The following is a 14,779-nucleotide window of genomic DNA, read 5'->3' on the forward strand; positions in this document are numbered from 1 at the left end:
GGCGACCTGGTGCGCTGGAACCCGGAGGGCACCCTGGACTACCTGGGCCGCAACGATGACCAGGTGAAGGTGCGTGGCGTGCGCGTGGAGCTGGGCGAAATCGAGGCCACACTGGCCGCACAGCCTGACGTGGACACTGCCGTGGTGCTGGTACGCGAAGACCGGCTGCTGGCCTGGTACACCGGGTCTGCGGCCGTGGCCACCCTGCGCCAGGCGTTGCAGGCGAGCCTGCCGGCACACCTGGTACCGCAGGCCTTCACCCCGGTGGCTGCACTGCCCCTGACCAGCCATGGCAAGCTGGACCGCAAGGCCCTGCCAGCCTCGGACCTGGCGCAGCTGGCAAGCCGCACCCACGAGGCGCCGCGCGGCCCGGTTGAGGTTGCGCTGGCACAGGTCTGGGCTGAGCTGCTGGGTGTCGAGCAGGTGGGCCGGCATGACAACTTCTTCGAACTGGGTGGCCATTCGCTGCTGGCTGTAAACCTGACGGCACGTTTGCGCCGCGACGGCCTGCAGGTGGATGTGCGCACGCTGTTCGGCCAGCCAACCATCGCCGCGCTGGCCAGCACCCTTGGCCAGGCTGGCACCGTGGAGGTACCGCCCAACCTGATCCCCGCAGGCTGCAAGCAGATCACCCCGGCGATGCTGCCGCTGATAATGCTGCAGCAGGCGGCCATCGAACGCATCGTTGCCCAGGTGCCAGGCGGGGCCGGCAATGTGCAGGACATCTACCCCCTGGCTCCGCTGCAGGAGGGCATCCTGTACCACCATCTCAGCGCAGCGGGGCACGACCCGTATGTGTTGCAGACACGGTTCGTGTTCGACAGCCGCGCCCACCTGGACAGGTTCGCGGCAGCGCTGGACAAGGTCATCGCCCGGCACGACGTGCTGCGTACGGCCATCTTCTGGCAGGGGCTGCCGCAACCGGTGCAGGTGGTCCTGCGCCAGGCCCGCCTGCACCGGTTACTGCAGCAGGCCGAGCCCGAGGCGCATCCGCAGGCATTCGACCTTGGCCAGGCGCCTTTGATGCGCTTGCTGTACAGCCAGGCGGCAGGTGAGCAGGCCGTGGAGGCGACCCTGCAGTTCCACCATATCGTCATGGACCACACGGCCATGGAGGTGGTCGCCCAGGAGTTGATCGGCTTCCTGCAAGGCGATGGCGAACCCGTACGCCCCTCTGTGCCCTATCGCAACTATGTGGCCCAGGCACGCCTGGGCATCAGCCAGGCCGAGCACGAGGCGTTTTTCCGGGCGCAACTGGGTGCGGTCGACGAACCGACCCTGCCGTTCGGCCTGGGCGATGTGCACGGCGATGGCCGTGCGCTGGAGGACGCCCAGGCATGGCTCGACCCCGCCTTGGCAGAGCGCTTGCGCACCCAGGCGCGGCAGGCGGGCATCAGCGTGGCCAGCCTGTTCCACCTGGGCTGGGCGCGCCTGTTGAGCGCAGCCAGCGGGCAGGGCAGCGTGGTGTTCGGCACCGTGCTGCTGGGTAGGCTGCAAGGCGGGGAGGGTGCTGAACGGGCCTTGGGCATGTTCATCAACACCTTGCCACTGCGTGTCGACCTGGCGGATCTGGGGGTCGCAGCCGCTGCCCGCGCCGCGCATCAGGGGCTGAGCGAGCTGCTGGCCCACGAGCATGCCTCGTTGGCCTTGGCCCAGCGCTGCAGCGGCGTGGCTGCACCCTTGCCGCTGTTCAGCGCCATGCTCAACTACCGCCACAGCACCCAGGCCAGCGCTGACCAGCGCCAGGCCAGTACGGGCATGGCCATCCGTGACAGCCAGGAGCGCAGCAACTACCCGCTGAGCCTGAACGTGGACGATGTGGGTGATGGCTTCCGTTTGGCCGCCACGGCGCCTGCCGAGGTAGGCGCCCAGCGGATCTGCGGGCAGATGCAACAGGTACTGCAGGCACTGGCGGAGGCATTGGAGCAGGCCCCTGGCCTGCCGGTGCAGCAATTGCCCGTGCTGGAGGCCGCAGAGCGGGAGCGGGTGGTAGGCACCTTCAACGCCACCGCTGTCGACTACGACCTGGAGCACACCCTGCACGGTTTGATCGAGACGCAGGTGCAACGCACACCCCAGGCCATCGCGGTACAGGCTGAGGAGGGCACGCTGACCTACGCCCAGCTCAACGCCCAGGCCAACCGCCTTGCTCACCATTTAATCAGCCTCGGCGTCAAGCCCGATGACCGGGTGGTGATCTGTGTCGAACGCGGGCTGGCGATGGTAGTAGGCCTGCTGGGCATCCTGAAGGCAGGCGCCGCGTATGTGCCGGTGGACCCGGACTACCCGGCCGAACGTATCCGCCACATGCTCAGCGACAGCAACCCGGTGGCGGTCTTGGTACACCGCGCTACGCGGCTTGCGCTTCAGCACGAACAGCTCATCGTCCTGGACGAGCCATTGCCCAGTGGGCTGCCCGACAGCAACCCCGCCGTGCCGGCGCTCACGCCACGGCACCTTGCCTACGTGATCTACACCTCAGGCTCGACCGGCTTGCCCAAAGGCGTGATGAACGAACACCGCGCCGTGGTCAACCGCCTGCTGTGGATGCAGGATGCGTACGGCCTGAGTGCCGAGGACGTCGTCCTGCAAAAAACGCCGTTCAGCTTCGACGTGTCCGTGTGGGAATTGCTGTGGCCACTGCAAACGGGTGCGAAGCTGGTGATGGCACGCCCGGGCGGGCATCGTGATCCGCAGTACCTGCAACACACCCTCGAACAGGAGCGCGTCAGCACACTGCACTTCGTGCCGTCGATGCTCGAAGTGTTCCTGTCTGCGCTTGCCGCGGGCTGGCAGGCCCCTGGGTTGAAACACGTGGTGTGCAGCGGTGAAGCGCTGCCGGGCAGCCTGGTGCGTCGGTTCCACGCGCAACTGCCGCAGGTAGAGCTGCACAACCTGTACGGCCCGACCGAAGCAGCGGTAGACGTCAGCACCTGGCACTGCGTGACGGCCCCGGATAACACTCCAATCGGCCAACCCATCGCCAACACCACGCTGTACGTGCTGGACGAACAGCGGCAACCGGTACCACACGGCGTCGCCGGGGAGCTGTACATCGGCGGTGTCCAGGTGGCCCGGGGCTACCTGAACCGCCCTGAACTCACCGCTGAGCGTTTCATCGATGACCCGTTCAGCACGCAACCCGGTGCACGCCTGTACCGCACCGGCGACCTTGCACGGCACTTGCCGGATGGCAACCTGGAGTACCTAGGCCGCAACGACGACCAGGTGAAGCTGCGCGGCCTGCGTATCGAACTGGGTGAGATCCAGGCGGGGCTGACCCGCATCGAGGGCGTCAACGAAGCGGTGGTCATCGCCTGCGATCAACGCCTGGTCGCGTACTACACGGGCGAGCCGCAAGCGGTCGATGACCTGCGGAGTGCCTTGCTGCTGCACCTGCCGGAATTCATGGTGCCGGCGCAGTTCATGCACCTGCAGGCATTGCCGCTGAGCCCCAATGGCAAGCTGGACCGCAAGGCCCTGCCAGAACCTGGCGCCGTGGCTGATCGCCCTTATGAAGCGCCCGAGGGCGATACCGAAACCCTGCTGGCGGCACTCTGGTGCGAATTGCTGGGCGTGGAACGGGTAGGCCGCCACGACAACTTCTTCGAACTGGGCGGCCACTCGCTGCTGGCCGTGACCCTCACGTCCTGCCTGCGTGAACACGGCCTGGAGGCCGATGTACGCGCCCTGTTCGACCACCCAACACTGGCAGGCTATGCGGCCATCACAGACAGAATGGAGATCGTCCTGTGAGCATCAATCAATTACTGGCCACCCTGGCCGACCTCAACGTTCAACTGGCACTCAAGGATGGCCAACTGGCCGTGCAGGGCAACCGCCAGGCATTGACCGATGCGGCGTTGGTGGCCCAGTTGCGGGCACACAAGCCTGCACTGCTGGGCATGATCGAGCGTGGCGAGTACGTGGCCAGCAAGCAGGGGCCGGTCGACGCGCCGGCCAACCTGATCCCGGCAGGCTGCACGCACATCACCCCGGCCATGCTCAACCTGGTGACGCTCGACCAGCAGGCCCTCGATGAGCTGGTCGCCCAGATCCCCGGCGGTGCGGCGAACGTTCAGGATATCTACCCACTCGCGCCGTTACAGCAAGGCATGCTGTTCCATCACGCCAGTGCTACCGGGCACGACCCCTACGTGATGCAGGCGCGCTTCGTGTTCGCCAGCGAGGCCCGCCTGCAGGCGTTCGCCCAGGCGTTGCAGGGGGTGATCGCTCGGCACGACATCCTGCGCACCTCGGTGCACTGGCAGGGGCTGGCAGCACCGCTGCAGGTGGTGTGGCGGCATGCCGATCTCGCCGTGTTGACGCGGGCGGGCAATGACCCCGAACACGACAGCTTCGACCTGACCCAGGCGCCGTTGATCCGCCTGTTGCGCGAGGCCCCGCAGGCGGATGGCAGCCTGACCGCCACGTTGCAGTTCCACCATATTGCGCTGGATCACAGCGCCCTGGAGGTGGTGCGCCAGGAACTGATCGCCTTTCTCACCGGCGAACAGGCGCACCTTGGTACGCCGGTTCCGTTCCGCAACTACGTGGCCCAGGCGGTGCTGGGGGTGACCGAGGCCCAGCACGAGGCATTCTTCCGCGACATGCTGGGCGATATCGACCAGCCCACCCTGGCGTACGGCCTGCTGGAACTGCAAGGTGAAGGCCCGCCGCACGTCGAGCATCAGCTTGATCTGCCGCCGCCGCTCTGCCTGGGCCTGCGCAACCAGGCGCGGGCCCAGGGGGTGAGTGTGGCCAGCCTGTTCCACCTGGCCTGGGGCCGGGTGCTGGGTGGGCTTACAGGCCGCGACCAGGTGGTGTTCGGTACGGTGATGATGGGCCGTCTGCTGGGGGCGGAGGCCACCGACAGAGCATTGGGCATCTTCATCAATACCTTGCCGCTGCGCGTCGACCTGGGCGCAGGCAGCGCGCAAAGCGCCGTTCAGGCTACCCACAAGCGGCTGACGGCACTGATGCGCCATGAGCATGCGCCGCTGGCGCTGGCACAGCGCTGCAGCCAGGTGGCTGCGCCCGCGCCGCTGTTCAACGCCTTGCTCAACTACCGGCACAGCGCCGTCGACGCCGCCCAGCCCCGGCGTGCAGCACTCGCTGGCATTGATGTGGTGGAGTCGGTCGAGGCCACCAACTACCCCTTGACCCTGAGCATCGATGACCTGGGGGTGGGCTTTCGCCTAACCCTGTTGGCGGCGGCGCAAATCCCAGGGGAACGGGTGTGCGCCTACCTGCAACACACCCTGGAAAGCCTGTTGAACGGGCCAGAAGTAGCGGCCCACAGCCTGCCGATGCTGCCGGCTGACGAGCGTGAACTGCTGCTGGACGGGTTCAACGCGTGCAGCGCCGGTTACCCGCAGCCCATCACCTTGCATCAGCGCATTGAGCTGCAGGCCGAGCGTTTTCCGCACGCAGTGGCCGCCGTCAGCGGTCAGCAACAACTCTCGTATGCCGTGCTGAACCAACAGGCCAACGCCTTGGCGCATCATCTGCTGGCGTTGGGCGTGCAGCCCGATGACCGCGTCGCGGTGCTGGCACGCCGCGGGCTGGATACCTTGGTGGGCCTGCTGGCGGTGCTCAAGGCGGGGGCAGGGTACGTGCCCATCGACCCTGCCCACCCTGACGAGCGCGTGCACTACCTGCTGGAGGACTGCGCACCGGTGGCCGTGCTGACCCAGCAGGTGCTGCTGCCCAGGGTGGGGCCTGCAGACCTGCCGGTGCTGGTGCTGGACCAGCCGGGCTGGCCGGTGCGGCAAGACAACCCCCGTGTACCGGGCCTTGGCCCGGGGCACCTGGCCTATGTGATCTACACCTCAGGCTCTACCGGCCAACCGAAAGGGGTGATGGTGGAGCACCAGGCGGTGAACAACCTGGTGGACTGGCATTGCCGCGCCTTCGACCTGTGCCAGGGGCGGCACACCTCGAGCCTGGCCGGCTTTGGCTTCGATGCCATGGCCTGGGAAGTGTGGCCGGCCCTGTGCGCCGGGGCCACGCTGCACCTGGCACCCACCTCTGAAGGCAACGACGACCTCGACGCCGTGCTCGCCTGGTGGCAGGCGCAGCCGCTGGATGTAAGCTTCTTGCCCACCCCAGTAGCGGAGTACGCCTTCAGCCACCAGCTGGAGCACCCGATCTTGCGCACGCTGCTGATCGGCGGTGACCGGCTGCGCCAGTTCAACCGCACTCAGCGTTTTACCGTGGTGAACAACTACGGCCCCACTGAGACCACGGTGGTGGCCAGCTCCGGCGCAGTGCAGGCCGGTGGCAACCTGCACATTGGCAGGCCGGTGGACAATGCCCGGCTGTACGTGCTCGACAGCCACTTGCAGCCGGTGCCCCTGGGGGTGCCTGGCGAACTGTTCATCGGCGGGGCCGGTGTGGCGCGTGGTTACCTGCACAGGCCGGCGCTCACGGCTGAGCGTTTTCTCGAAGACCCGTTCGTGGCCCCGGGTGGCGGGCGCATGTACCGCACCGGCGACCTGGTGCGCTGGAACACCGACGGCACCCTGGACTACCTGGGGCGCAACGACGACCAGATCAAACTGCGCGGCCTGCGCATCGAGCCCGGCGAGATCGAGAGCCGCCTGGCCGCCTTGGCCGGCATTGCCGAAGCGGTGGTGGTGGCCCGCGAAGACCAGCCCGGGCACCCGCAGCTGGTGGCGTACTACACCGCCACGGCGGATGTGCAACCGCTGGCAGGTGAAGGCCTGCGCACGCAGTTGCAGGCCCACTTACCCGAATACATGATCCCGGTGGCCTTCGTCGAGCTGGCGGCGCTGCCGCTGACCGCCAACGGCAAGCTGGACCGCCGGGCGCTGCCGGCGCCTGACCGGGCGGCAATGCTGCAGGGTTGCCATCAGACGCCGGTGGGAGAGCTGGAACAGGCCCTGGCGCAGATCTGGCAGCAACTGCTGCAAGTTGACCAGGTTAGCCGCCAGGACGACTTCTTCCGCCTGGGCGGGCATTCGCTGCTGGCCATGCGCATGGTTTCACAGGTGCGCGTGCGCCTGGGTGTGGAGCTGACCCTGGCAGGGCTGTTTGCCAACCCGCAACTGGCCGCGGTCGCCAGATTGCTGGAAGATGCCGCGGCCAGCGACCTGCCGGCGATTCTGCCCGTGACTGGCGCACAGCCGTTGCCCATGTCGTTCGCCCAGCAACGCATGTGGTTTCTGGCGCAGATGGAGGGCGGCAGCCAGGCCTACCACGTGCCACTGGCACTCGGGCTGTGTGGAGCACTGAATGTCGATGCACTGGAAGGCGCGCTGCTGGCAATCCTTGAGCGTCATCAGGTACTGCGCAGCCAGTTCGTGGCGACTGAAGACAGCGCCGAAGTGCTGATCGCCGCCACCCCCACGCACGGCTGGCTGCAGTGTGAAGACCTCCCTGCCGAAGCGCTGGCCGAGCGTCTGCAGGCCTTGGCCGCTGCGCCATTCGACCTGGCCAGCGGGCCACTGATGCGCGCTCACCTGCTGCGCCTAGGCAGCGAGCACCAGGTGCTGGCACTCACGGTCCACCACATCGTTGCAGACGGTTGGTCGCTGGGTGTGTTGACGCAGGAACTGAGCGTGCTCTATGGGCAGTTTTGCAAGGGGGCGAGCGGGGCACTGCCCGCACTGCCCATCCAGTACACCGACTACGCGGTATGGCAACGCCGCTGGCTGGCGGGTGAGCGGTTGCAGCGCCAGGCCGAGTACTGGCGGCAGGCGCTGGAGGGTGCCCCGGCGCTGCTCAGCCTGCCCAGCGACCGGCCCCGCCCGGAGCGCCAGGACTATACCGGGGCCAGCCTGCCGGTGTTGCTGCAACCCCGGCTGACCGCCGCCCTGCGCACCCTGGCCAACCGCCACGGTGCAACCCTGTACATGACCGTACTGGGGGCCTGGGCGGCCTTGCTTGCACGCCTGGCTGGCCAGGCCGACGTGGTGGTCGGCTGCCCGGTGGCAGGGCGCGGCCGTGCCGAACTCGAGCCGCTGATGGGTCTGTTCGTCAATACCCTGGCTTTGCGCATCGAGCCTGGCATCGCGTCAACCACCCAAGGGTTGCTGCAACAGGTGCGGGGCAGGGTGCTTCAGGCCCAGGCGCACCAGGACCTGCCGTTCGAGCAGGTGGTAGAAGCCGTGCGGCCTGTACGCAGCCTGGCGCATACACCGCTGTTCCAGACCACCCTGAACTGGCAGGCCACCGAAGCAGTGGTGCTGAACCTGCAAGGTGTACAGCTGCAGGCAGTGAGCCAGGCCGCCGCCGTGGCCAAGTTCGACCTCACGCTTAACCTCGGTGAACAAGGGGAGCACCTGGCCGGCAGCCTTGACTACGCCACGGCACTGTTTGACGAGGCCACCGTGCAGCGCTACCTCGGGTATTTCGAGCGCTTGCTGTGGGCCATGGCTGACGATGACCAGCAGCCCCTCGCGCAGGTAGAACTGCTGGACGATGCCGAACGCCATGCCTTGCTGCACACCTGCAACCAGACCGCCCATGCCTACCCCCGGGATACGCCTGTGCACCGGCTGTTCGAGCAGCGTGCAGCGCTGCACCCGCAGGCAGTGGCCGCGGTGGAGGGGGGCCAGGCCCTGACCTACAGCGAATTGAATGCCTGTGCCAACCGCCTGGCCCATCACCTGCTGGCCAGCGGAGTGAGCCCCCAGGATCGGGTGGCCATGCTGCTGCCACGCTCGCTGGACTTGCTGGTGGCGCAGCTGGCGGTACTCAAGTGCGCGGCCTGCTACGTGCCGCTGGACCTGCATGCGCCCGCAGATCGCCAGGCATTCATGCTGGACGACTGCCAGGCAGTGGCCCTGTTGACCTTGGCCGGCATTGGGGGCGAGCACCGGGTGGCACGCCTGGCGCTGGACGCCCTCAGGCTCGATGACCAGCCCTCGCATAACCCCGACCTGACGCAGGATGCCGGCAGTGCCGCCTATGTGATGTACACCTCCGGCACCACAGGCAAACCCAAGGGTGTATGCGTACCGCACCGCGGCATCGCACGGCTGGTGTTGAACAACGGCTACCTCGAACTGCTGGGCAGTGACCACATTGCATTCGCCTCCAACCCTGCGTTCGATGCCAGTACCCTGGAAACCTGGGGGGCGCTGCTCAATGGTGCGCAGCTGCGGGTCATCGAGCACGCCACACTGCTCGACCCTGACCGCTTCGCCGCGGCCCTCGCGCAGCAGGGCGTCAGCGTACTGTTCCTGACCACGGCGCTGTTCAACCAGTACGTACAGCAGATACCAGACGCGCTATCAGGCCTGCGAGCCCTGCTTACCGGTGGCGAGCGGGCGGAGCCGGCAGCGTTTCGCGCCCTGCTGGCCAGGGCCCCTGGGGTGCGCCTGTTCAACGGCTATGGCCCTACCGAAACCACCACCTTCGCCAGCACCTGCGAGGTGCGCGAGGTGCTGGCGCATGCCACTCAAGTGCCCATTGGCCGGCCAATCGGCAATACCCAGGTGTATGTACTGGATGCCCGGCAGCAGCTGGTGCCGCAGGGGGTCGTGGGTGAGCTTTATATCGGCGGTGATGGCGTGGCACTGGGCTACCTGAACAGCGCAGCGCTTACGGCCGAACGCTTCATCGACGACCCCTTCAGCCAGCACCCTGGCGCCCGGCTGTACCGCACGGGTGACTTGGTGCGCTGGCGCGCCGACGGTGGACTGGAATGCCTGGGCCGCACCGACGACCAGGTGAAGATTCGTGGTTTCCGTATCGAGCCCGGCGAGATCCAGCAGCAACTGGCCCAGGCGCCAGGTGTTGGCGAGGTGCTGGTCATGGCCGTCACCCAGGCGCAGGGGCCACAGCAACTGGTGGCGTGGTACACCCGCAGGGCCGCCGAAGTGGATGCAGCCGCGCTGCGGGAATACCTGCGCAACCACTTGCCTGACTACATGGTGCCCTCGGCGTTCGTGGCCCTGGAGCGCATGCCGCTGACCAATAACGGCAAGGTCGACCGCGCCAAGCTGCCAGCCCCCACTGCACAGGACATCGCCATGGCAGCGTTCGAGGCGCCTGAGGGTGAGCAGGAGCACGCCCTGGCGCTGCTGTGGGCACAACTGCTGGGGGTGGCGGCTGTAGGCCGTCAGGACCGCTTCTTCGAGCTGGGCGGCCACTCCTTGCTGGCCATGCGCATGCTGGCGCAGGTGCGCCAGACCCTTGGCTGCGAACTGCAGCTGGCGGACCTGTTCGCGGATGATCGGCTCATGGCAGTTGCGGCTTGCCTGCACCCAGAGCGTGATGCCCTGCCGCCCATCGAACCGTTGCCCAGGGAAGGCCAACTGCCGCTGTCGCTCGCCCAACAGCGGCTGTGGTTCCTGGCACGCATGGACGCCGACAGCGCGGCTTACCACATTCCCGTCGCGCTGCAGCTCAACGGGCACCTGAACAAACAGGCGCTCGCACGCAGCCTGGCGCGTTTGGTGGAGCGTCACGAGAGCCTGCGCAGCCAGTTCGTGGCGCCTGACGGGGAACCGTACGTTAAGATTTCCCACGATCCGCTGGCCCCGAGCTGGCATGACCTCACGCAGCAAGATGAAAGCGCATTCGAAGCCTGGCTGCGTGAACAAGCGGTAAAACCCTTCGCCCTGGACCGTGAACTGCCCATCCGCGCCGCCGTGGTACGCCGCGGAGCGGACTGCCATGTGCTGCTGTTGGTGGTGCATCACCTGGTTGCCGATGGTTGGTCGCTGGGGGTGATGCTGGGGGAGCTGGGGGACCTGTACCAGGCGTTTGCCAACGACTGTGACGACCCGCTGCCCGCGTTGCCCGTGCAGTACCTCGACTACGCCTTGTGGCAGCGCCAATGGGCAAGCGGGCCCTTGCTGCAGCGCCAGGCAGACTACTGGCGTAGCCAACTGGCAGGCGCGCCCGCACTCATCAGCCTGCCCTATGATCGGCCACGGCCAGAACGCCAGCACGCTGCAGGCGATAGCCATGAAATCCACATCGCTGCAGACCTGAGCGAGGCGCTGAAAGCCGTGTGCAGGCGCCATGGCCTGACCCCGTACATGTTGTTCACCGCGGCCTGGGGGCTGCTGCTCGGGCGGCTGGCAGGGCAGCAGGAAGTGGTCATTGGCTCGCCCGTGGCCAATCGGCAGCACCCGCAGATCCAGGGCCTGGTGGGCATGTTTGTGAATTCCCTGGCACTGCGCCTGGACCTGTCCGGCGAGCCGGATGTGGCAACGCTGCTGGCCCGGGCCAAGGCCACGCTGCTGCAGGCCCAGGCCCACCAGGACCTGCCGTTCGAGCAGGTGGTGGAAGTACTGCGCCCAGCCCGCAGCCTGGCCTATACCCCCGTGTACCAGGTGTCGCTGGACTGGGATGCTAGCGCCGGCCACCAGGCCCTGCGCATGGGCGATCTGAAGGTCTGCGCCCTCGGTGGCCAGGCCCAGGTGGCCAAGTTCGACCTGAGCCTTAGCCTGGGCGAGCGCGCTGAGGGGTTTGCGGGTGGCATCGTCTATGCCACAGCCTTGTTTGACCGGGCGACCATCAAGCGCTTCGCCGGGTATTTCGAGCAGATATTGCGCAGCTTCGCTGCTGGCGACGCAGTGGTCCCAGGGCATGTAGCGCTGCCTGGCGCAGCCGAGCGCGAGTGCCTGCTGCACACCTTCAACGACACGGCGGTGGCCTACGACCTGGCGCAAACCCTGCACGGGCTGATCGAGGCGCAGGTACAGCGTACGCCAGAGGCGGTAGCCGTAAGCGCGCCGGATGGCGAACTGACCTACGCGCAGCTCAACCAGCAGGCCAACCGCCTGGCCCACCATCTGCTCGGCGTGGGGGTGAAGCCGGATGACCGGGTTGCCATTTGTGTGGAACGCAGCCTGGCGATGGTGGTAGGGATGCTGGGCATTCTGAAGGCTGGCGGCGCCTACGTACCCGTGGACCCCGGCTACCCGGCCGAGCGCATTGCCCATATGCTGACCGACAGCGCGCCTGTGGCCGTGTTGGTGCACGCTGCCACCCGGCATGTGCTGCAGCACACGCAACGCCTGGACCTCGACGCCCCTTGCTGGGCTGCGCTGCCAGACAGCAACCCGCACGTGGCAGCCCTCACGCCCCGGCACCTGGCCTATGTGATCTACACCTCAGGCTCCACCGGCCTGCCCAAGGGGGTGATGAACGAGCATGCCGGCGTGGTCAACCGCCTGCTGTGGATGCAGGACGCCTACGGTTTAGGGCCCGATGACGTCGTCCTGCAAAAGACCCCGTTCAGCTTCGATGTTTCGGTATGGGAGCTGCTGTGGCCGCTGCAGGCGGGTGCACGGCTGCTGATGGCTAAGCCCGGTGGCCATCGCGACCCTCAGTACTTGCGGCAGGTCATTCAGGCGCAGGGTGTCAGCACCTTGCACTTCGTGCCTTCGATGCTGGACGTGTTCCTGTCTGCCACTGCCGAGCAATGGGCGCCGGAAGGATTGAAACGGGTAATCTGCAGCGGCGAGGCACTGCCGGGCAGCCTGGTGCGGCGCTTCAAGGCGCAACTGCCTGGGGTGGCGCTGCACAACCTCTATGGCCCCACTGAAGCGGCGGTTGACGTCAGTGCCTGGCACTGCACGACCACCCCGGACAACACGCCCATCGGCAAACCCATCGCCAACACCGCCCTGTATGTGCTGGACGAACAGCGTCAGCCCGTACCCCAGGGCGTTGCCGGTGAACTGTACATCGGCGGTGTGCAGGTGGCCCGTGGCTACCTGAACCGTCCAGCGCTCACTGCCGAGCGCTTTGTTGAAGACCCTTTCAGCACAACACCGGATACACGCCTGTACCGCACCGGCGACCTCGCCAGGCACCTGCCGGACGGCAACCTGGAGTACCTCGGCCGCAACGACGACCAAGTGAAAATCCATGGGTTGCGCATCGAGTTGGGTGAGATCCAGGCCTGCCTGACCGCGCTTGACGGTGTCAACGAAGCGGTGGTGGTTGCACGGGAGGGGCAACTGCTGGCGTATTTCACCGGGGACGCCTACACGTCCGAGGATATGCGCGGCGCCCTGGGCAGCCAGCTGCCTGCCTTCATGCTGCCTGCGCAGTTCGTTCACCTGCCCGCGCTGCCACTGAGCCCCAATGGCAAGCTCGACCGCAAGGCGCTGCCCGTGCCACAGACACAGGCGCACCGCGCGTATGCAGCGCCAGAGGGGGACGCCGAACGGCTGCTGGCTGCCATCTGGGGGGAATTGCTGGGGGTAGCGCAGGTAGGGCGACATGATGATTTCTTCGAGCTGGGCGGGCATTCCCTGGCGGCTATCCGCCTGGTGGACCGCATGGGCAAGGCGGGTATGCCGGTGACCCTGAACGACGTGTTCCAGCGGCCAAGCGTGGCCTTGCTCGCCGCGCACGCCGGCGAGCCGACAGCGCGAGCGCCGGCCGTCATTACCGTGCGCCCAGGCAGCACCGAGGCGCCACTGTTCCTGGTGCACGAATTCTCCGGGCTGGACTTCTACTTCCCAGTGCTGGGCCAGCACCTGGCAGGTGAGTTTGCCCTCTACGGCTTGCCTGGCGTCCCCGCCGACCAGCCGCAACCGAGCACGCTGGAGTGCCTGGCGCGTTACCACATCCAGCAGCTGCGTACGGTGCAGCCCCATGGCCCGTATCGGCTGGCGGGGTGGTCGTTCGGGGGTGTGCTGGCGTTCGAGATGGCCAACCAGTTGCGGGGCGCCGATGAAACGGTGGCGTTTGTGGGGTTGATCGACACCTATGTACCGCGCCTGGCCGACCAGGGCAAAGCGCGTTGGGAGGGGCCCCGTGCGCTGGAGCGGCAGCTGTTGCTCAACTGCACGACCTACTGGGAAACCCAAGGCCAGGCCGGGGTCGGCAAACGGGCGTTGTTGCAACGCCTGGACCATGAGCAGGCCGATTTCGCCACACTGCTGGCCCACTGCCGCGAGCACGGGTTGCTGTACGGCCTGTGGGCGAGCATGAGCGACGGGCAGCTGCGCCACTACTTCAGCCGCGAACTCGCCCACGGCCGCGCGCTGGCCCACTACCGCGCTGCGCCTGTCGATGTTCCGGTGCATCTGCTGCGTGCCAGGGAGGGCGGGGAGGAACACCCGTCTCTGGGGTGGCGTGAAACGTTGCCAGGCCAGCAACTGGTGGTTGTGGACGTGCCAGGTGACCATCGAACGCTGATGCAGGCCCCCCATGTGGCGACGGTAGGGCAAGCGTTGAGTGAGGCGATATCCGGTTGCCTGCCAATGCCTGCGCCTGGCCCAGCAGCACCGGTTGCCATCCAGGCCGGCGAGCCAGGGCATGCACCGTTGTTCTGTGTGCCTGGGGCAGGTGACAGCGTTACCAGCTTCATTGGCCTTGCCGAGGCGCTGGGGCCGCAGTGGCCGCTGCACGGCTTGCAGGCACGGGGGCTGGATGGCGCAGCAGTACCGCACAGCACGGTAGAGGCTGCCGCTGACTGGCATGTGCAGGCTATCGACGCCGTGTACCCGCGGGGGCCATTGAACCTGGTGGGGCACTCGTTTGGCGGCTGGGTGGCCCACGCCATGGCTGCCCGCTTCGAAGCCAAGGGCCGCGCGGTGCAATCACTGACCCTGATCGACAGCGAGGGGCCGGGTGGCGGGGGTACCTGTGGCCAGCCCTACACCTTCACCCAGGCGCTGGAGCGGTTGATCGAGGCCTTGCAGCTGTCCACCGGCAAAGCGCTGGCCATCGACCCCAACACGTTTGCCCAGGCCAGTGATAGCCAGCAACTGCAACTGCTGCACGGGGCCATGGTGCAGTGCGGGCTACTGCCGCCACGCACCACGGCGCAGGTGCTGCA

2 protein-coding genes (1 of these 2 only partly in view) are annotated in these 14,779 nt (G+C 67.0%); both read left to right on the forward strand.

Annotated features, from left to right (window positions below; translation table 11 throughout):
• Positions 1-3,756 carry the 3' end of a non-ribosomal peptide synthetase gene (locus tag APH25_RS26090; protein ID WP_060482016.1) on the forward strand. It extends 18,582 nt beyond the left edge of the window, so only the last 3,756 of its 22,338 coding nucleotides appear in the window; its start codon lies beyond the left edge, outside the window; it ends in the stop codon at positions 3,754-3,756.
• Positions 3,753-14,779 (forward strand): non-ribosomal peptide synthetase (locus tag APH25_RS11495; protein ID WP_060482017.1); only part of this gene is annotated, 11,027 nt, incomplete at its 3' end. The genes APH25_RS26090 and APH25_RS11495, both read left to right, overlap by 4 nt.

Source organism: Pseudomonas sp. NBRC 111119 (genome assembly GCF_001320125.1).
Classification (GTDB): Bacteria; Pseudomonadota; Gammaproteobacteria; order Pseudomonadales; family Pseudomonadaceae; genus Aquipseudomonas; species Aquipseudomonas parafulva.